General features: G+C 63.5%; 23 protein-coding genes. 6 read left to right on the top strand and 17 right to left on the bottom strand.

The features are described 5' to 3' along the window. Positions 1–66: 66 nt before the first annotated feature. A complete protein-coding gene (locus J1C52_RS04695; RefSeq protein ID WP_227426771.1) occupies positions 67–729 on the top strand; it encodes a response regulator in 663 nt (220 codons plus the stop codon). On the opposite strand, the gene J1C52_RS04700 is transcribed toward J1C52_RS04695, so the two are convergent. From J1C52_RS04700 to J1C52_RS04710, 3 genes are all read right to left on the bottom strand, one after another. Continuing rightward, positions 726–1,202: a DUF1993 family protein gene (locus J1C52_RS04700; RefSeq protein WP_227426772.1), complete on the bottom strand. Its 477-nt coding sequence runs from the start codon at positions 1,200–1,202 to the stop codon at positions 726–728. The two genes, J1C52_RS04695 and J1C52_RS04700, sit on opposite strands and share 4 nt — an antisense overlap. Then, on the bottom strand, positions 1,202–2,983 hold the full coding sequence (gene aspS, locus J1C52_RS04705; RefSeq protein WP_227426773.1) for an aspartate--tRNA ligase: 1,782 nt from the start codon (positions 2,981–2,983) through the stop codon (positions 1,202–1,204). Before aspS ends, J1C52_RS04700 begins: the two co-directional genes overlap by 1 nt. A 64-nt stretch (positions 2,984–3,047) precedes the next feature. Continuing rightward, a complete protein-coding gene (locus J1C52_RS04710) occupies positions 3,048–3,338 on the bottom strand; it encodes a DUF3572 family protein (RefSeq protein WP_227426774.1) in 291 nt (96 codons plus the stop codon). Positions 3,339–3,434: 96 nt separating this feature from the next. On the opposite strand from J1C52_RS04710, the gene J1C52_RS04715 reads away from it, so the two are divergent. Continuing rightward, entirely contained in the window at positions 3,435–4,820 is a 1,386-nt protein-coding gene (locus tag J1C52_RS04715; protein ID WP_227426775.1) for a diguanylate cyclase, read from the top strand. On the opposite strand, the gene ureG is transcribed toward J1C52_RS04715, so the two are convergent. From ureG to hrcA, 10 genes are all read right to left on the bottom strand, one after another. Continuing rightward, positions 4,817–5,443: an urease accessory protein UreG gene (gene ureG / locus J1C52_RS04720; protein WP_227426776.1), complete on the bottom strand. Its 627-nt coding sequence runs from the start codon at positions 5,441–5,443 to the stop codon at positions 4,817–4,819. The genes J1C52_RS04715 and ureG overlap by 4 nt on opposite strands. Continuing rightward, positions 5,440–6,099 carry an urease accessory protein UreF gene (locus J1C52_RS04725; protein WP_227426982.1) on the bottom strand — a complete coding sequence of 220 codons (660 nt, stop codon included), beginning with the start codon at positions 6,097–6,099 and terminating at the stop codon, positions 5,440–5,442. The genes ureG and J1C52_RS04725 overlap by 4 nt, the downstream gene beginning before the upstream one ends. Beyond that, positions 6,074–6,559: an urease accessory protein UreE gene (locus J1C52_RS04730; RefSeq protein WP_227426777.1), complete on the bottom strand. Its 486-nt coding sequence runs from the start codon at positions 6,557–6,559 to the stop codon at positions 6,074–6,076. The genes J1C52_RS04725 and J1C52_RS04730 overlap by 26 nt, the downstream gene beginning before the upstream one ends. A 9-nt stretch (positions 6,560–6,568) precedes the next feature. Then, positions 6,569–8,275 (bottom strand): urease subunit alpha, encoded by a 1,707-nt coding sequence (ureC, locus tag J1C52_RS04735; protein WP_227426778.1) that lies wholly within the window; start codon positions 8,273–8,275, stop codon positions 6,569–6,571. Position 8,276: 1 nt separating this feature from the next. Continuing rightward, positions 8,277–8,582 carry an urease subunit beta gene (locus tag J1C52_RS04740; protein WP_227426779.1) on the bottom strand — a complete coding sequence of 102 codons (306 nt, stop codon included), beginning with the start codon at positions 8,580–8,582 and terminating at the stop codon, positions 8,277–8,279. A gap of 3 nt (positions 8,583–8,585) precedes the next feature. Further along, on the bottom strand, positions 8,586–9,167 hold the full coding sequence (locus J1C52_RS04745) for a HupE/UreJ family protein (protein WP_227426780.1): 582 nt from the start codon (positions 9,165–9,167) through the stop codon (positions 8,586–8,588). A gap of 16 nt (positions 9,168–9,183) precedes the next feature. Then, on the bottom strand, positions 9,184–9,486 hold the full coding sequence (locus J1C52_RS04750; RefSeq protein ID WP_227426781.1) for an urease subunit gamma: 303 nt from the start codon (positions 9,484–9,486) through the stop codon (positions 9,184–9,186). Positions 9,487–9,501: 15 nt separating this feature from the next. Further along, positions 9,502–10,311 carry an urease accessory protein UreD gene (locus tag J1C52_RS04755; protein ID WP_227426782.1) on the bottom strand — a complete coding sequence of 270 codons (810 nt, stop codon included), beginning with the start codon at positions 10,309–10,311 and terminating at the stop codon, positions 9,502–9,504. A gap of 143 nt (positions 10,312–10,454) precedes the next feature. Continuing rightward, the gene (locus J1C52_RS04760; RefSeq protein ID WP_227426783.1) at positions 10,455–11,003 is read right to left on the bottom strand and encodes a nucleotide exchange factor GrpE; all 549 of its coding nucleotides are present in this window, start codon (positions 11,001–11,003) and stop codon (positions 10,455–10,457) included. Positions 11,004–11,011: 8 nt separating this feature from the next. Then, entirely contained in the window at positions 11,012–12,091 is a 1,080-nt protein-coding gene (hrcA, locus tag J1C52_RS04765) for a heat-inducible transcriptional repressor HrcA (protein ID WP_227426784.1), read from the bottom strand. Positions 12,092–12,217: 126 nt separating this feature from the next. On the opposite strand from hrcA, the gene rph reads away from it, so the two are divergent. From rph to hemW, 4 genes are read left to right on the top strand one after another with little or no spacing between them, the layout of a single operon-like run. Beyond that, positions 12,218–12,931: a ribonuclease PH gene (gene rph, locus J1C52_RS04770; protein WP_227426983.1), complete on the top strand. Its 714-nt coding sequence runs from the start codon at positions 12,218–12,220 to the stop codon at positions 12,929–12,931. After that, complete coding sequence (rdgB, locus tag J1C52_RS04775; RefSeq protein ID WP_227426785.1) at positions 12,928–13,536, top strand: RdgB/HAM1 family non-canonical purine NTP pyrophosphatase; 609 nt, start codon at positions 12,928–12,930, stop codon at positions 13,534–13,536. Before rph ends, rdgB begins: the two co-directional genes overlap by 4 nt. Beyond that, a complete protein-coding gene (locus J1C52_RS04780) occupies positions 13,533–13,907 on the top strand; it encodes a RidA family protein (protein WP_227426786.1) in 375 nt (124 codons plus the stop codon). Before rdgB ends, J1C52_RS04780 begins: the two co-directional genes overlap by 4 nt. A gap of 2 nt (positions 13,908–13,909) precedes the next feature. Further along, a complete protein-coding gene (hemW, locus tag J1C52_RS04785; RefSeq protein WP_227426787.1) occupies positions 13,910–15,064 on the top strand; it encodes a radical SAM family heme chaperone HemW in 1,155 nt (384 codons plus the stop codon). On the opposite strand, the gene J1C52_RS04790 is transcribed toward hemW, so the two are convergent. Genes J1C52_RS04790 through mnmG form a run of 4 tightly spaced genes read right to left on the bottom strand, consistent with a single transcriptional unit; the run spans position 15,057 to position 19,219 of the window. Then, positions 15,057–15,932: a ParB/RepB/Spo0J family partition protein gene (locus J1C52_RS04790; protein WP_227426788.1), complete on the bottom strand. Its 876-nt coding sequence runs from the start codon at positions 15,930–15,932 to the stop codon at positions 15,057–15,059. The two genes, hemW and J1C52_RS04790, sit on opposite strands and share 8 nt — an antisense overlap. Further along, positions 15,929–16,744: a ParA family protein gene (locus J1C52_RS04795; RefSeq protein ID WP_227426789.1), complete on the bottom strand. Its 816-nt coding sequence runs from the start codon at positions 16,742–16,744 to the stop codon at positions 15,929–15,931. The genes J1C52_RS04790 and J1C52_RS04795 overlap by 4 nt, the downstream gene beginning before the upstream one ends. Further along, the gene (gene rsmG, locus J1C52_RS04800; protein ID WP_227426790.1) at positions 16,737–17,351 is read right to left on the bottom strand and encodes a 16S rRNA (guanine(527)-N(7))-methyltransferase RsmG; all 615 of its coding nucleotides are present in this window, start codon (positions 17,349–17,351) and stop codon (positions 16,737–16,739) included. The genes J1C52_RS04795 and rsmG overlap by 8 nt, the downstream gene beginning before the upstream one ends. Then, on the bottom strand, positions 17,348–19,219 hold the full coding sequence (gene mnmG / locus J1C52_RS04805) for a tRNA uridine-5-carboxymethylaminomethyl(34) synthesis enzyme MnmG (protein WP_227426791.1): 1,872 nt from the start codon (positions 19,217–19,219) through the stop codon (positions 17,348–17,350). Before mnmG ends, rsmG begins: the two co-directional genes overlap by 4 nt. Position 19,220 lies beyond the last annotated feature (1 nt).

Here is a 19,220-nt window from a genome sequence, read left to right on the forward strand (position 1 = left end):
CCCGGCGCGCTTAACCCGATCTTAGGCAATCCGCGCTTGAATAAGGCTCTGACATGGAGGGATGCGATGAACCCCGATTCTGTTGCCGCCACGCACAGCCCACCCGTGCCGCCCATGCAACCGCAGGCGCGCGGCGGAACGCTTCTGCTGGTCGAAGATAGCCGAGTGACCGCCGATTACGTGCGCCTGCTGTTCCGGGGGGCTGCGGGGCGCTTGCGACGGGCCGACAGCCTGCGCAGCGCAAGGCGGCACATCTCGCTTTACACGCCCGATGCCGTCATCATCGACCTTGGCCTGCCCGATGGGTCGGGGCTGGACCTGATTGCCGAAATGGCGCGCCGCCGCCCCCGCGCGGGGCTGATCGTGGCCACCTCGGGCGATGCAGAGATGGAGGAAGACGCGTTCCTCGCCGGGGCCGACCGGTTCCTGCCCAAGCCCTTTGGCACGGGTGCCCTGTTTTGCCAGATGCTTGCGCCGGTCTTCTTCGGGCTGCGCGGCGGGGCACAACCCGACCAAAGCCCCACGCAAGCGGCGCTGCGCGACGATCTGTATCTGGCGCTGGACCTTTTGAACGGCAAGGGCGCACAGCCTGCTTATGCGCGCCAGTTCATTGCGCAACTGGCCTGCATGACGGGCGATCCGGCGCTGTCGCAAGCCGTGCGGGACGGGCAGCGCAGCGAGATCAGCACGCTTTTGCGCCACCGCCTGCGGGCCTTGCCGCTGATCTAGTCGTCAAATGTAAACCCGTCGGGATAGGCGTGCAGCCCGTCGAAATCGGCCTTGCCCAGCGCAACCCCGGCCGCGCGCAGACCGGCATAGGCCATCGACAGGTGAAACCACAGGTTTGGCAACGCGAAATCCCGCAGATATACCGCCGCGGGCTGTTCCAGATCGGCAAAGCCCGCTCGGTGGGTGATGACGCGCTGCTCTGCGCCGGTGAAATCGGCCTCGGTCAGCTGAGACAGCCAGCTTTGCACCTGTGCCAGACGCGCGCCCGCATCGCCCTGCAAAACCGGCACATCGCGCCCGGCCAGCGGGTAGGTCGCCCGCAGGGCGAACCCCGCGACGGCGAAGAATTGCGTCCGAACGTCGAACATGCCGGGCGCAAGCCGCGCGGCGAAAGCGTCGGGCGGGGTCTTGCCATGCAAGACCTGCGCCCGCTCCAGCGCCCGCAGCGCGACCGGCACCGATTCGGCGAACATCAGCTTTCGGGCGGCAGCACCCGCAACCGCAACTCGCGCAACTGCTCGTTCGTGGGGTCGGAAGGCGCGTTCAGAAGCAAATCCTCGGCGCGCTGGTTCATCGGGAACATGATGACCTGCCGAATATTGTGCTCGCCCGCCAGCAGCATCACGATGCGGTCAATGCCCGCCGCGCAACCGCCATGCGGGGGCGCGCCGTATTTGAACGCCTTGACCATGCCGCCGAAGCGCTTGTCCACTTCCGAATTCGGATAGCCCGCGATTTCAAATGCGCGATACATGATCTCTGGCTTGTGGTTACGGATCGCGCCCGACAGCAGCTCATACCCGTTGCACGCCAGATCATACTGGTAGCCCTTGACAGCCAGCGGATCGCCCGCCAGCGCGTCCATCCCGCCTTGGGGCATGGAAAACGGGTTATGGCTGAAATCAACCTTCCCGTCGTCGGTTTCCTCATACATCGGGAAATCGACGATCCACGCGAAGGCAAAACGGTTCTCGTCGATCAACCCCAATTCGCGGCCAATCTCGTCGCGCGCTTTGCCTGCCACGCCCTCGAATTGCGCGGGTTTGCCGCCAAGGAAGAAGGCCGCGTCGCCCTCGCCCAGACCCAGCTGCTGGCGGATCGCTTCGGTCCGTTCGGGGCCAATATTCTTGGCCAAGGGGCCAGCGGCCTCTAACCCATCATCGCCCGCGCGCCAGAAAATATACCCCATCCCCGGCAAGCCCTGCGCCTGCGCGAAAGCGTTCATCCGGTCGCAGAATTTGCGGCTGCCGCCCTTCGGCGCGGGGATGGCGCGAATCTCGGTGCCCTCATTCTCCAACAGCTTGGCGAAAATCGCGAAACCAGAGCCACGGAAATGCTCGGACACCACCTGCATCTCGATCGGGTTGCGCAGGTCGGGCTTGTCGGTGCCGTATTTCAGCAACGACTCGGCATAAGGAATTTGCGGCCAGTCGGTGCAGGGGTCGACCTTGGCGCCCTTGCCGAATTTCTCGAACACGCCTTGCAGCACGGGACCGACGGCGTCGAACACGTCTTGCTGCTCTACAAAGCTCATCTCCACGTCAAGCTGGTAGAAATCCGTGGGCGAGCGGTCGGCGCGCGGGTCTTCGTCGCGGAAGCAGGGCGCGATCTGGAAATAGCGGTCATAGCCCGACACCATGATCAGCTGCTTGAACTGCTGCGGCGCTTGCGGCAGCGCGTAGAACTTGCCGGGATGCAGACGCGACGGCACAAGGAAATCGCGCGCGCCTTCGGGGCTGGAGGCGGTGATGATAGGCGTCTGGAATTCGCGGAACCCCTGATCCCACATGCGGCGGCGCATTTCGGCCACCACGTCCGAGCGCAGGACCATGTTGGATTGCATCGTCTCGCGCCGCAGGTCAAGGAAACGGTAGGACAGCCGCGTCTCTTCGGGGTAGTCGGGTTCGCCGAACACGGGCAGCGGCAGGTCATCGGCGGCGCCCAGAACGACCATGTCACGGGCATAAACCTCAATCTCGCCGGTTTTCAGCTTGGTGTTGACCAAGGACGCATCGCGCGCCTTCACCACCCCGTCGATACGGATGCAATATTCCGCACGCAACTTTTCGATGGCGGCAAAGGCCGGGCTGTCGCTATCGGCCAGAACCTGCGTGATGCCGTAATGATCGCGCAGGTCGATGAACAGCACGCCCCCGTGGTCGCGGATACGATGCACCCAGCCCGACAGGCGGACATTCTCGCCCACATGGGCGGCGGTCAAATCGGCGCAGGTATGGCTGCGATAGGCGTGCATGGCGAAAACCTTCCTTGCTCTGGCCTGCGCGATACACCTTTTGCGCAAGGCAAAGTCAAGGGTCTCAGGTCCAATGCCTGCCCGCATCGCCCGCCAGAACCGCCTGCGCCATGGCCAGACGGTCGGGCGGCAGGTCCAGCGCGGCAGCGGCTTCGAGCACCGTTTCGTCGCGCATCAGCACGAAATCCAGCGCCGCCCCCGTCAGCCCCGGATCGGGCGCGCCCGATTGCAGACCCGCGCGCAGATCGCCCACATCCGCCCCCGAGGCGGACAGGAACACGCCCAAAAGTTCTTCCTGCGCGCAAAGCCACAGCAAGACGTCTGCGGCGATTTCCTGCGCATATGCCGGTTGCATGGCGTCCCCTCACAAACCCGTCAGACCCGTTAAAGGCTTTATTAACCATTTCGCCGCAAGAATGACGAGATTGATTTATAAACGGGTTTTCACGTTATGCCGGGCCAGATCCTGATTGCGGACGATCTGTCGCTGAACCGCACCGTGTTGCGGGGCAAGCTGACCTCGGCCTGCTACCGCACGATTACGGCGAATGGTGGCAAATCGGCGCTGGCGCTGGTGCATGAACACCTGCCGGACCTTGTGCTGCTGGATTATCACATGCCGGATATGGACGGCATCGCGGTGTGCAAGGCCATGCGCGCCGACCCTGTCACCCGCGACATTCCGATCATCCTGTTCTCTGCCAATACCGACCATGCGCATCGGCTGGGCGCGCTGGCGGCGGGGGCCGATGATTTCATGGCGAAACCGCTGGACGAGGCGTATTTGCTGGGCCGCATCCGCAGCTTGCTGCGCAACGTGGTGCGCCGCAACGCGTGGCGCGACCACCCCAACACGGCGCTGCAAACCGGTTTTGCCGAAGCGGCGGCAGCCTATGCCCCGCGCCCGCATCTGGCCCTTGTCACCGGGCATGACGAATCGCGGCAGGGCTGGCTGGACAGCTTGTCCGCCATCTGGCCGCAAGCCCGGATAGAGGCGACGACCCTTCCCCACGCCCTTGGGCTGGATCATGACAGCCAGACGCCCGACCTGTTCATCATCCTGCCCAAGGCGCTGGAACAGACCGGGCTGCATGTCATCGCAGAGCTGCGCTCTCGGGCAGCGACCCGCAACGCAGAGATCTGCCTGATCCTGCCGCGTGCCGCGCTGGCGGATGGTGCGATGGCGCTGGACCTTGGCGCGGCCGACATTTTGCCTGCACCGCTGGACCGCGACGAAACACGCCTGCGGCTGGAGCGGGTGATCCGCCAGAAACGCATGGCCGATGCCCAGCGCAAAACACTCGACAACCAGCTTGGCCTTGCCGCCTTCGACCCGCTGACGGGGCTGCACAACCGCAGCCACGGCATGGCCCTGCTTGCGCAGCGCATGGCCCACTATGTTGGCGAAGTGGCGCTGCTTTTGATCGACATCGACCGCTTCAAGGACATCAACGACCGTATCGGCCACAATGCGGGCGACGAGGTGTTGCGCCAGGTCGCCCAGCGTATGCGGCACGATCTGCGCCGCGACGACATCCTGTGCCGCTATGGCGGGGAAGAGTTCCTGCTTGTCATGCCGGATGCTGACCTGTGTTCGGCCCGCCTTGTGGCGGAACGGCTGTGTGCACGTATCGCCGACCGCCCGTTCGACCTGACAGACATCTCCCAGCCGCTGCGCGTGACCGTGTCGGCGGGCATCTCGCTTCATCAGGCGACCGGCACTCCGGTCGCGACGGATGCGTTGCAGCGGATGATCGAAGCCTCTGACGCCGCGCTGCGGGCCGCCAAACATACCGGGCGCAATCGCGTCGTCAGCGCGCAAAGCGCCGTGGCCTAAGCCGCGCGCGGCGCAAGCTGCAAGCCGCCCTCGCGTTCCAGAAAGGCGACGATCGCATCCACACCGCGCCCGTGCCGCAGCTCTGCCATGACATAGGGGCGTGTCCCGCGCGCCATGCGGGTGTCCGATTCCAGAAGCGCGCGGTCCACGCCGACATAGGGCGCAAGGTCCGTCTTGTTCACCACCAGCAGGTCCGAACGCGTCACGCCCGGCCCGCGCTTGCGCGGTATGTCCTGCCCTGCCGCCGTGTCGATCACGTAAATCGTCAGATCCGCCAGTTCCGGGCTGAAGGTCGCCGCCAGATTGTCACCCCCCGATTCGATCAGCACCAAGTCCAGATCGGGGAAGGCCGCTGTCAGATCCGCAATCGCGGCCAGGTTGATCGACGCATCCTCGCGGATGGCCGTATGCGGGCAACCCCCGGTCTCGACCCCGCGAATCCGCTCGGCGGGCAGCACCTGGGCGCGCATCAGCGCCTCGGCGTCTTCTCGGGTGTAGATGTCATTCGTCACCACCGCCATCGAACAGCGCGCGGCCAAGGCGCGGCAAAGCTGTTCGGTCAAAGTGGTCTTGCCGACACCGACAGGCCCGCCGATGCCCACGCGCAAGGGTCCATTGCTCATGTCTTGAATATCCTCACGTCCAGAGTTTCATGCGCCATGGCGTGCAGTTCGGCCCGAAAAGCGCCGCTCGCCAAGGCATCGAGCGTCGCGCCCGCCGCGCGATCAGCCAAGCGGGTGATGCGGGCGTGTTGCGCGGCCAAGACCTTTTGCCCCGCCGCCTGCCCCAAGGGCACGAAGCGCACGGCGGCAGAGGTCAGGTTGCTGGCAAAGGCGTGCAGGTAGACCGCGATCACCGTCTGCGCGGGCAGGCCCAGCGTCACCGCCGCGCGGCCAACGGCGACCGGCAGCACCTCTGCCACCGCATCCGCCTGCCCCATCTGACCGCGTGCAAGCGCGAAGGCCGCGCCTTGTTCGACCGTTTCACGCAACCGCTCGGCACTGCCAGCCAACGCGCGGGCGGTTTGATCGAGCGCGTCAAAATCGGCCCCAGCGCGTAAGGCGCAGGCCAGAACCACCGCGTCATTCCAGCCCGTGCCGTGCTCAAGGATCGCCGCCAGCCAAGCGCCGAAGCCTTCAGCATTTGCCACCTCGCCCAGGGCAATCGCTTGTTCCAGCCCGTGCGAATAGGCAAACGCCCCGGTCGGAAAAGCGGGGGACAGCCATTGCACCAACGAGAGCAGCGCTTGCGTGTCAGGCGTGGTGATGGTGGTGGTCATGGTCATCATGCGAATGCCCGTGGCTATGTCCCATCGTGCGCCCCATGCCATAGGCGCCACCTTCGGGCGTAAAGGGTCGCGTGTCGCGCGTGACCTCTGCGCCCAGCTTGGCCAACATCGCTTCCAGCACATGGTCTTGGCGGATAACAAGGCAATCGGAGTTTATCTGGCACGGGGTGTGCCGGTTGCCGATATGCCATGCCAGCCGGGGCAGATCGCCCCGCACCACCAGCACCGGCTCTGCCGCCGCCTGCACGGCAATCTCGCGCCCATCTTCCAGCACGAAAGCTTCGACGCCCGTCAGATTGGCCACTTCCGGCAGGTCCACCAGAAACCCCCGCCCCGACGCCGCAACCAGACGTTTGCGCCGCAAGAACCGCCCCTCATAATCCAGCGCGACCGTGTCGCAGGCGTGGTGCACATGCGGATGAATGCGCAGGGCTTTCGGGTAGTCGTCCATCATATCCTCTCAGAACAGGAAATAGCGCTGTGCCAGCGGCAATTCGCGCGCCGGTTCGCAGGTCAGAAGTTCGCCATCGGCGCGCACTTCGTAGGTTTCGGGGTGCACCTCTATTTGCGGGGTGGCCGCGTTCAGCACCATGTCAGACTTGCCGATGTTGCGCGTGCCGCTGACCGCCAGAAGCTGTTTCTCCAGCCCCAGCTTGCCCCGGATACCATCGGCCAAAGCCGCGCCCGACACGAAGGTCACGGCAGAGTTCAACCGCGACCGCCCATAGGCCCCCCACATGTTGCGCGTGTAGAAGGGTTGCGCGGGGATCGACCCGTTCGGATCGCCCATCTGCGCGGACACGATCACTCCCCCCATCAGCACCATTTCAGGCTTTGCGCCAAAGAACGCGAAGTTCCACAGGCACAGATCGGCGCGTTTGCCCACCTCGATGGACCCGATATGCTCTGACACGCCATGCGCGATGGCGGGGTTGATGGTGTATTTCGCCACGTAGCGGCGCACGCGCATGTTGTCGTTGTCGCCCGTCTCTTCTGCCAGTCGCCCGCGCTGCTTGCGCATCTTGTCGGCGGTTTGCCATGTGCGGATAATCACCTCTCCCACGCGGCCCATGGCCTGACTGTCGGAACTGATGATCGACATCGCGCCCATGTCATGCAGGATGTCCTCGGCGGCAATCGTCTCGCGCCGGATGCGGCTTTCGGCAAAGGCCACATCCTCTGGCACCTTGTTGTCCAGATGGTGACAGACCATCAGCATGTCCAGGTGTTCCTCGATCGTGTTGCCGGTATAGGGCCGCGTGGGGTTGGTCGAAGACGGGATCACGTTTTGCGAGCTGACCACCCGCAGAATGTCCGGCGCATGGCCACCGCCCGCCCCTTCGGTATGAAAGGCGTGGATCGTGCGCCCGTTGATCGCCGCCAGCGTGTTTTCCACGAAACCCGATTCGTTCAGCGTGTCGGTATGGATCATAACCTGCACATCCATCGCGTCGGCCACGCTCAGGCAGCAGTCGATGGCGGCGGGTGTCGTGCCCCAATCCTCGTGCAGTTTCATGGCGGCCGCACCCGCGCGGACCTGCTCTTCAAGCGCACCGGGCAGCGCCGCGTTGCCTTTGCCGGCAAGGGCAAGGTTCATCGGAAACGCCTCGAACGCTTGCAACATCCGGCCAATATGCCACGGCCCCGGCGTGCAGGTGGTGGCCAGCGTGCCATGCGCGGGGCCGGTGCCGCCGCCCAGCATGGTGGTGATGCCAGATGCCAAGGCGTCCTCTATCTGCTGCGGGCAGATGAAATGGATATGCGCGTCCATCCCGCCCGCGGTCAGGATCTTGCCCTCGCCCGCGATTACCTCGGTGCCCGGCCCGATCACGATGGTCACGCCCGGTTGCGTATCCGGGTTGCCCGCCTTGCCGATGGCCGCGATCAGCCCGTCGCGCAAACCCACATCCGCCTTGTAGATGCCGGAATGGTCCACGATCAGCGCGTTGGTGATGACCGTGTCCACCGCCCCCTCGGCGCGGCTGCGCTGGCTTTGGCCCATCCCGTCGCGGATGACCTTGCCACCGCCGAATTTCACTTCCTCGCCGTAAATCGTCAGATCGCGCTCGACCTCTATGATCAGGTCGGTATCGGCAAGCCGCACCTTGTCGCCCGTGGTGGGGCCGAACATGTCGGCATAGGTGCTGCGGTCTATGCTGGCTGGCATGTCAAAGCGCCCCCATGATTTTCTGGTTGAACCCGTACACCACGCGATCCCCGCGCAGGGGCACAAGCTGCACCTCGCGCGTTTGGCCCGGCTCAAACCGCACGGCTGTGCCTGCGGCTATATCCAGCCGGTAGCCGGTGGCCGCGGCCCGGTCGAATTCCAAACCGGGGTTGGTTTCGGCGAAATGGTAATGGCTGCCCACCTGAATGGGCCGGTCGCCGGTATTGGCCACGGTGACGGTGATCGCTTCTTGCCCCTCGTTCAGGGTTATCTTGCCGGGCGCGGGAAAGACCTCTCCGGGGATCATGGGTCAGCCCCCCATGACCAGAACGGCCCCGCCCAGCGCGATCATGCCGCCGGCAACGCGCGCGGCTACCAGACCCAAGGGGCGCGCGGCCAGAACACCAAAGGCTACACCCAAGCCATGCAAAAGCGCCGTCGCTGTCGCGAACCCGGCGAGGTAGCCCAGAGCGGTCGCGCTGGCCATTTCCGAGCCATGCGCATGACCATGGAACAGCGCCAAGACCCCCACGATGGCAGCGGCAACCGGCAGCGCAACCGGGCGTGCCAGCGCGGTCAACCCGCCCAGGGCCAGGACCGAAGCAAGGATCATCGGTTCGACCAACGGCAGGGGCAGGCCCGCCAGCGACAGCAGGAAACCGATCGCCATCGCGCCGACAAAGGCGGCAGGCAGCGCCCAAAGTGCGCGCCCGCCCAGCACTACGGCCCACAATCCCACTGCCAACATGGCAAGGATATGGTCCAACCCGAAGATCGGGTGTGTAAAGCCCGCCGCGAATGACCCATGTGCGGCAGGGTCCAGATGGGCGAAAGCGGGGCTGGCTGCGACCAAAGGCAAGGCAAGGGCGGTCAGGCGGAAAATCGGTTTCATTTCGGGGCGCTCCTGTTCAGCGGATGGGGTGGTGAACGGTCACAAGCTTGGTGCCGTCGGGAAAGGTCGCTTCAACCTGGATGGAGTGGATCATCTCTGCGATCCCCTCCATGCAATCCTCGCGTTTGATGACATGCGCGCCCGCTTCCATCAGGTCGGCCACGGACCGGCCATCGCGCGCGCCCTCGACCACGAAATCGGAAATCAGCGCCACCGCTTCGGGGTGGTTCAGCTTCACACCGCGCGCATGACGGTTGCGTGCAACCATCGCGGCCATGGAAATCAGCAGTTTGTCTTTTTCACGGGGGCTTAGGTTCATCTCGCTCCTCTTGGGTTACATCTGCCAGACACGCGGCGGCGGGGCACCGCGCCGCAGGACATGCAGCAATCGCAGGATTTGGCGGCGCAACGGCCAGCCATCGGCGGCCAGCAGTCGGATAACCAGCTTGCCGTCATAAGCACTTGCCGCGCCCTGAACATCATCGCCCAGCGCGGCGCGCACGGGGCCAAGCGCATCTTCGGCCCCTTGGGCACACAAAACCAGCGTCGCGAAAGCGCGCGCTCCGCCCAGAAGCGCGGATTGTCCGGGGTGGGTCAGCGTGTCTGTGCCCAGCGCCATCGGTTCCAGAAACACGGGCACACCGCCGCGCGTGATGCGTCGATGGTCGCGAAGCACCAGCGCGCGCACCTCCTCGCCCATCGCGGCACGGCCAAGCACCACGCTTTCGAGCAACAGGCAACCGGCATCGGGGGCCAGACGAATATGCGTCTCGCGGTCCAGATCGCTGCGGTCGAACAGGATGGTTTCCTGCGGCAACCAATCCAGCCAGCAGCCTGCACCCACATCATGCGCCACCCGCACATGCGCAGGCCCGGCATTGGCACGATAGGCCCGCTCGGCGGTCTGGGTGGTGGCGGTCAGGCGCGCGGCATCCCGAAGTGTTACGGCATAGTCCAGCCGGTCGCCGCTGGTCAGCCCGCCAGAGGTGTTCAGAAACACCACTTCCGGCCCGCCCGCGATGCGTGGCAGCTGCGCCTTGGCGGACCCGGCCTGCCGCAACTGGCCAAGACGTGTGCCCGCAAAGCTGACATGAGCCTCGCCCATGCTGCGCTGCATCTTCACATGTTGACCGGAATCAAGCATCGCGCCCCCTTCGCTGGCCATTGATAGCCGGTGCGGCAGAGCGCGCAGGGCGCGGCCCCAAGGGCAAAAGAAAGCGCCGCCCGTTTGCCTATGAAACGGGCGGCGCGAATCGTGTTTGCCTAAATATCAGGCGATCTGAAAACCTAGGCCGGTGTAGAGGAAACACCCACCTGCGCAGGCCGCAACAGCTGGTCATGCAGCATGAACCCTTCGGCCATGACCTGAATGATCTCGCCCGCCTTGGTGTTCGGCACAGGTGCCTCGAACATGGCCTGATGCGTGTGCGGGTCGAACTTGTCGCCCACTTCCGGGCAAATCCGCTGCACCCCGTGCTTTTGCAGGATCGCCGTCAACTCGCGCAGGGTCAGCTCGACCCCTTCGACCAGACCGGCAGCGGCCGCGCGGGTTTCGTCGGTCGCGGCATTCAGCGCGCGTGCCAAATTGTCATAAACTGGCAGCATGTCGCGCGTGATCTTCGCACCGCCGTAAAGCTGGGCGTCGCGGCGGTCCTTCTCTGCGCGTTTGCGGCTGTTCTCGGCATCGGCCAAGGCGCGCATCATGCGGTCGCGCATCTCTTCGCGCTCTGCTTCCACGGCTGCCAACCGCGCTTCCAGCTCTGCAATCGGGTCGGTCGCCTCTACAGCCTCTGCGGCTTCGGTTTCGTCTGTTTGGGTCTGTTCCGGCTCTGCCATTGTCGTCCTCAATCTGCGCGGTGGGTGTCGGTCAGCAAGCGCCCCACCAGTTGCGCGGTGTAATCCACAATCGGCACGATTCGTCCATAGTTCAGCCGTTTCGGGCCGATCACGCCGACCGCACCAATAATTTTTCGCTCAGCGTTCATATAAGGAGAAACGACCAGAGTTGAACCCGTCAGCGAAAAAAGCCGGTTCTCTGCGCCGATGAAAATGCGCACCCCGTCGCCTTGTTCGGTCAGCTCCAGAAACTCGGTGATGTCGCGCTTGCGCTCCAGATCGTCGAACAGCGTGCGAATGCGCTCGAAATCCTCGGCCGCCGCGTCGTCCAGCAGGTTTGACCGCCCGCGCACGATCAGGCGCTCCTGCGGCTCGCCCTCGTTTTCCCAAACGGCCAAGCCCTGCTCGACCAGCGTTTGCGCCAGCGTGTCGATCTCGCGCCGATTCTGCGCCAGCTCTGCCCGGAACCGCGCCAATAATTGCGCGACGCTGGTGCCCTCGGCGATGGAATTCAGGTAATTCGCGGCCTCGCGCATGGCCGAGGGCGTCATGCCCTTGGGCGGGGTGAAAATGCGGTTTTCCACATGCCCATCGGTGAATACCAACACCACCAGCGCCCGCTCGGGCGACAGGCTGACAAAGTCGATATGCTTGACCGCCGCCTCGCGCTTGGGCGACAGAACCAGCGATGCGCCTTGCGTGACCCCGCTTAGCGCGCCGCCGATCTGCTCCAGCATCGTGCCCATGTCACGCTCGTTGCTGCCCATGGTCTGGTCCAGTTTGGCGCGGTCGCTGTCATCCAAGGGAGACACTTCCAGCAGCGAATCCACGAACAGCCGCAGCCCCAGATTGGTCGGCACGCGGCCCGCAGACACGTGCGGGCTGTCCAACAATCCAAGATATTCAAGGTCTTGCATGACGTTTCTAACCGTCGCCGCAGACACTTTCTCGCTCAGCCCGCGCGTCAAGGTCCTAGAGCCGACCGGCCCGCCCGTGTCCAGATACGCCTCGACCACGCGCCGAAACACCTCGCGCGAGCGGTCGTTCATCTCTGCCAGCAATTTCGCGGTATCGCGTGGGTCGGACATACCCTGAAACCTTTGTTTGGGGCCGCCAGAGAGCACTGCAAAAACACCGCCATTTCAAGCCCAAACAGCTTGCATTGCGGCGCGCGCGCCTTGTATCGGAGGACAACCCCCGTGAAAGGACATGCAATGCGCCCCTCTGGCCGAGATTTAGACACACTCCGCGAAATTTCAATCGAAACCAATGTGACCATGCATGCCGAAGGATCGTGCCTGATCGCCATGGGCAACACCAAGGTGTTGTGCACGGCCTCTCTGGAAGATCGCACGCCGCCCTTCTTGCGCAATACCGGGCTGGGCTGGGTTACGGCGGAATACGGCATGTTGCCCCGTTCCACCGGCACGCGGATGCGGCGCGAGGCGGCTTCGGGAAAGCAACAAGGCCGCACCGTTGAAATTCAACGCCTTATCGGGCGTTCCTTGCGCGCTTGCGTGGACCGCTCGGCACTGGGCGAGCGTCAGATCACCATCGACTGCGACGTGCTGCAAGCCGATGGCGGCACCCGTTGCGCCGCTATTACCGGCGGTTGGGTAGCCCTGCGTCTGGCCGTGAACAAGCTGCTGAAAGCGGGCGACATCGTCAGTGATCCGATCACCGATCATCTGGCGGCGGTGTCTTGCGGCATCTATGCCGGCCAGCCCGTGCTGGATCTGGATTATGCCGAGGACAGCACCGCCGGCGTGGACGGCAATTTCATCCTGCTCGGCTCGGGCCGCATGGTCGAGGTGCAGATGAGCGCCGAAGGCGCGACCTTCAGCCGCGCCGAGATGGAACAGCTTTTGAACCTTGCCGAAAAGGGCGTGGGCGAATTGATCGCCGCGCAGAAAGCCGCGATTGCATGAGGCCGTTCACGGAAAAGACCCTTCTGATCGCCACGCATAACGCGGGCAAGCTGGAAGAGTTTCGCCAGATCATGACGCCCTTAGGGATAACCGTGACCTCTGCGGCAGAGCACAACCTGCCAGAACCGGAAGAAACCGAAACCACTTTCGTGGGCAACGCCCGGATCAAGGCCCATGCCGCCGCCCGTGCGACCGGCCTGCCCGCGCTTTCGGACGATTCCGGGCTGGAAGTTATGGCGCTGGGTGGCGCGCCGGGTGTCTATACCGCCGATTGGGCCGAAACCCCGAATGGCCGCGATTTCGTCATGGCAATGGAGAAGACCCACGCCAAGCTGATCGAGGCGCAGGCGCCGCAGCCATGGCGCGCGCGCTTCTGCTGCACGCTGGTTCTGGCATGGCCAGATGGGCATGATGAAGTGGTCGAAGGTCACGCCAATGGCCAACTGGTCTGGCCCCGGCGCGGGCAAGACGGGCATGGCTACGACCCCATGTTCCAGCCTGACGGCGAGGCCCGAACCTTCGCCGAAATGACGGCGGATGAGAAAAACGCCCTTTCCCACCGCGGCAAAGCCATCGCCGCCCTTATGAAAGCCTGTTTCACATGAAACGCATCTCTACAGGTTCCCCGTTCGAGAAAACCATGGGCTACTCCCGCGCCGTCGTGAAAGGCGATTGGTGCTTCGTCAGCGGCGTGACGGGGTATGACTACGCTACCATGACCATGCCCGAAAACGTGGCGGATCAAGCGCGCAACTGCTTTGCGACCATTTCCAAGGCTCTGTCCGAAGGTGGTTTTGCCATGGAGGATGTGGTCCGCGTGCAATACACCCTGACCGACGCCGCGCTTCTGGACGACCTGCTGCCCGCCTTGGGCGAAGCGATGGGCGACATCCGCCCCGCCGCGACCATGGTCATCGCAGGGCTGATAAAGCCGGAAATGCTGATCGAAATCGAAGTCACGGCCTTTAAGGGCTAACCATGGACGACTGGCAGAATGGCGGCTTCGGCCTGTATGTCCATTGGCCGTTTTGCCAAGCGAAGTGCCCCTATTGCGACTTCAACAGCCATGTCAGCGCCCAGGTGGACCAATCCGCCTGGGCGCGCGCCTACCTGTCCGAAATTGACCGGATCGCCGCGGAAACCGGCCCGCGCGTGCTGAACACCATCTTTTTCGGCGGCGGCACGCCGTCGCTCATGGACCCCGAACTTGTCGCCACGATCATCGACCGCGCCCGCGCCCGCTGGCCCGCCGCAAACGATCTGGAGGTGACGCTAGAGGCCAATCCAACCTCTGTCGAAGCAGGACGTTTCCGGGCCTATGCGGCCGGGGGCGTGAACCGCATTTCCATGGGAATTCAGGCGCTTAACGATGCAGACTTAAAGCGCCTTGGCAGGATGCATTCGCTATCCGAGGCCCGCGCGGCGTTTGACATCGCCCGCGCCACGTTCGACCGCGTCAGCTTCGATCTGATCTATGCGCGGCAATACCAAACCCTTGACGACTGGCAGGCGGAACTGACCGAAGCCCTGTCCATGGCCGTCGACCACCTGTCGCTTTACCAACTGACCATCGAGCCGGGCACCGCCTTTGGTGCCCGCGCCGCGAAGGGAGGCTTGCACGGTCTGCCCGACGACGACATCGCCGCCGATATGTATCTGGCAACGCAAGAAATTTGCGACCGTCACGGCCTGCCCGCCTACGAGGTGTCGAACCACGCCCGCCCCGGCGCGCAATCGCGCCACAACCTGATCTATTGGCGCTATGGCGATTACGCAGGTATCGGCCCCGGCGCGCATGGGCGGCTGACGCTGAACGGCACCCGCTGGGCCGCGCAGACCCCGCTTATGCCGAACACATGGCTGAACCAGGTCACAACCCAAGGCCATGGCGAAACCCCGCGAGAGGCGATTCCGCCCGAGGAACAGGCGCTAGAACACATCATGATGGGGTTGCGACTGGCCGAAGGCCTAGATATGGATCGCTTCGCCCGGCTGAACGGGGCACCCCTGCCCCAGGCGCGCGTAGACGGTCTGCTATCTCAGGGCTTGGTCACAACCAACGGCCCCCGCCTGACCGCCACCCCCGCCGGGCGCGCAGTGCTGAACGGCGTTTTGCGCGAATTACTTACCTAGGCGTCCCAAGAATAGAGCACAGCTTGTCCAACTGCTCCATGCTCTTGTAAGCGACCGTGATCCGTCCCTTGCCGCCACCATCATATTCGATGGACACTTTCATCCCCAAGGCCGCGGACAGGTCATTTTCCAACGCCTGCGTGTCGCTATCCTTGCCCTTGGGGCGCGGCTTCGCGGTGGCACCTGTCGCGGGCCGCTTCATCAACGCCTCGACCTGCCGCACCGACAGCCCTTCGGCAACAACCTTGCGCGCCAAAGCCCCGGCATCATCGGCCGTCACCAGCGCGCGCGCATGGCCGGCGCTTAGTTTTCCATCGCGAACAAGGGCTTGCACATCATCCGGCAAGTTCAACAAGCGCAACGCATTGGCGATATAGGACCGGCTTTTACCCAGAACCTCTGCCAGTTTTTCCTGCGTGTGGCCAAAGCGTTCGATCAGCGCGCGATAGCCCTGCGCTTCTTCCACCGCGTTCAGGTCGGCGCGCTGGATATTCTCGATGATCGCGATTTCCAGCACTTCGGTGTCGGTAAACTCGCGCACGACAACCGGCACTTCGTGCAACTGCGCGCGCTGCGCCGCGCGCCAGCGGCGCTCACCCGCGACGATTTCATAATCCGCGCCCTTGGCACGCACGACCAGCGGCTGGATCACACCCTTTTCGCGGATGGATGCGGCCAGCTCCGCCAGTGCCGTCTCGTCGAAATGGCGGCGCGGCTGATCCGGGTTCGGCACCAGCTTTTCAACCGGCAGTTTCACGATCGGCCCTTTTGGTGCGGCATCGCTCTGCTGCTCGATAGCCACATCTGCCATCAGGGCCGACAGGCCACGCCCCAAACCGCCGCGCTTTTCAGGCTTCCGCTCGCTCATGACGCCGCCCTTTCCGTGTGCTTCTTGCCATGTTTGGCCATCAATTCCGCCGCCAGATCCCGATAGGCCACCGCTCCTTTCGACTGCGAATCGTATTGCAGCACGGGCACGGCATAAGACGGCGCTTCCGACACGCGCACATTGCGCGGGATCACCGTCTGGAACACCAGATCGCCCAGGTTGTCACGCGCATCCGCCTCTACCTGCTGCGCAAGGTTGTTACGGCGGTCATACATGGTCAGCAAAATGCCCTCTATCCGCAGGCCCGGATTGGCGGTTTCGCGCAATTCACGGATGGACAGCATCAGTTGCGACAACCCTTCCAGCGCGAAGAACTCTGCCTGCAACGGCACCAGAACCGAATGCGCCGCGACCATGGCATTCACCGTCAGCAGGTTCAGCGACGGGGGGCAATCAATCAGGATGTAGTCGAACCCGGCCTGCATGATCGCGGGCTGGCGCAGCGCGTCTTGCAACAGGTAAGTGCGGCGCGCGCGCGACATCAGCTCTATATCAGCAGAGGACAGATCCGTCGTTGCCGGCACAACCCATAGCGACGATTCGCCCACTTGCCGCATGATGTCGGTCGCAGGCGCATCACCAAACACCAGGTCATAGGTCGTGTGCTTGCGCGATTTCGTATCAATCCCCAGCCCGGTAGAGGCGTTGCCCTGCGGGTCGATGTCGATCAGCAGCGTCTTGTTGCCCTGCTCTGCCAAGGCTGCGGCCAAATTGATCGCGGTCGTGGTTTTGCCCACCCCGCCCTTTTGGTTCGCAACGGCAATAACCCGTGTTTTCGTCAAGCTAGACACGTTTGATTTCCTTCAAGGCCAAGATGCGGGCAGAGGCGTCCGTCATGCTGGGATGGACCGCCAGATCAAATTGCCACTCAGCGCGGGCTGCTTCAAGCTCTGCTTCATAAGATTTCCCTTTCGGCAAAAGCGCCACACCCTCTGGGTGCAGATGGCGCGCGACCATGGGCAAAAGCTGGGCCAAGGGGGCAAGCGCGCGAGCCGACACGGTGTCGGCATTGGCCGGGGTCAAAGCTTCGGCGCGGACGGGTTGAACCGTCATGTTCAGGCCCAGCTCTTGCTTGCAAACGGCCAGAAACGCCGCCTTGCGCTTGTCGCTTTCGACAAGGGTAAAGCGGGCATCGGGCGCTAGCTCCTTCGCTAGGACAGCGCAAACCACACCAGGCAATCCGCCGCCGGAACCAAGGTCAACCCAGTGGCGCACGGGCTGTTCACGCAGCGCAAAGACCTGCGCCGAATCGAGGATATGGCGTTCCCACAGATCGGCAAGGGTCGAGGGCGACACAAGGTTAATGCGGGGATTCCATTTGCGCAGAAGCGACTCGAACTTCTGAAGCGACTCGAATGTTTCACGTGAAACATCCAGCACAGTAATACGCTCGGTCATGCCTGCGCACGCTTATCCTGCTTTTGCAGGCGCGCGAGGATCAGCACCAAGGCCGCTGGCGTCATCCCCTCTATCCGCGCCGCTTGCGCCATGGTTTTCGGCTGCGCTGCCGCCAGTTTCGTAGCCAATTCGCGCGACAAACCGCTGATCGCACTGTAATCCAAACCCGCTGGAATTGCCTTTGCCTCATCCGCCCGAAGCGCGGCAATCTGGCTTTCCTGCCGCCGCAGATACGCTGCATAAACCATTTCTTTGGAAAGCTGCGTTTTGATCGCGTCGGGTATCTCGGCAAAAGGCGGATGAAGGGTTTCCAGAACATCAAAGCCGAACCCGGTCAGGCCCAACAGCTCCAACCCATCGCGGCGCGTGCCGTCTTCGCTGATCTTGTGGCCCGCCGCTTGCAATTGCGCAGGCGTGAAGGTTTGGCTTCGCAGCGACGAGCGGGCGGCGTCAAGCGCGTTAACCTTGCTTTCGAACGCGTCCCGGCGCTCTTCCCCAACACACCCCCAGTCCAGACCCAAAGGCGTCAGGCGTTGGTCAGCGTTGTCGGCGCGCAGCGACAGGCGGTATTCGGCCCGAGAGGTGAACATGCGATACGGCTCTGACACACCGCGCGCAGTCAGATCGTCAATCATGACGCCGATATAGCTGTCGGATCGGCTAAAGCTGACCGGGCCTTCATCTGCCGCGAAACGCGCAGCGTTCAGGCCAGCGACCAGACCTTGCGCGCCCGCCTCCTCGTAACCCGTGGTGCCGTTGATCTGCCCGGCCAGGTAAAAGCCTTTCAGTGCAGATAGTTGCAGCGACAGGTCCAGCGCGCGCGGGTCGATGTAATCGTATTCGATCGCATAACCGGGCTGAGTGATTTCAACCTGCTCCAACCCGCGAATGGTGCGGACATAGGCCTCTTGCACCTCTGCCGGCAAAGAGGTCGAGATACCATTCGGATAGACGATGTCATCGTCCAGCCCTTCGGGTTCCAAGAAAACCTGGTGCGACTCCTTATCGGCGAACCGGCTGATCTTGTCCTCGATCGACGGGCAATAGCGCGGCCCGACACCTTCGATCTGGCCGCTATACATGGCCGAACGGTCAAGATTCGCGCGCACAATTTCATGCGTCTCAGTGTTGGTGTGCGTGATAGCGCAAGAGACTTGCGGCGCGATGGTGCGATCGGTCAGGAAGGACATGTATTCTGGCGCATCATCGCCCGGTTGCTGTTCCAACGCGTCCCAGTCGATGCTGCTGCGCCGCAAGCGCGGGGGCGTGCCGGTTTTCAGCCGACCCATGGGCAACCCTAGCCCGCGCAATTGTTGTGCCAGAATGGTAGAGGCCGCGTTGCCCATGCGCCCGGCGGGGAAAGTTTTATCGCCGATGAAGACCTTGCCACCAAGGAAGGTTCCGGTCGTCAGCACCACGGCACGGGCCGAAAGCGTTGCATCCCCTGCGATCCGAACGCCGGTGACACGGTCGCCGGTGATGACAAGCGCGGTCACTTCAGCCTCTATCACCTGAACATTCGGGGCACTATCGACAACCCGAGAGATCGCCGCACGATAGCGGGCGCGGTCCGCTTGCACGCGCGGGCCTTGCACGGCTGGCCCTTTGGAGCGGTTCAGCAACCGATATTGAATTGCAGCATAGTCAGATGCGCGGCCCATCGCGCCATCAAGCGCGTCAATCTCGCGCACAAGGTGGCCTTTGCCCAAGCCACCGAAGGCGGGGTTGCAGGACATGACACCAAGGTCATCTTTGCGAAACGTCACCAGAGCGGTTTTAGCCCCCATGCGACCTGCTGCGAGTGCGGCTTCTACACCGGCATGGCCACCGCCAACGACGATTACATCGAATTGTTTCACGTGAAACACT

Source organism: Roseibaca sp. Y0-43, from assembly GCF_020667835.1.
Classification (GTDB): Bacteria; Pseudomonadota; Alphaproteobacteria; order Rhodobacterales; family Rhodobacteraceae; genus Roseinatronobacter.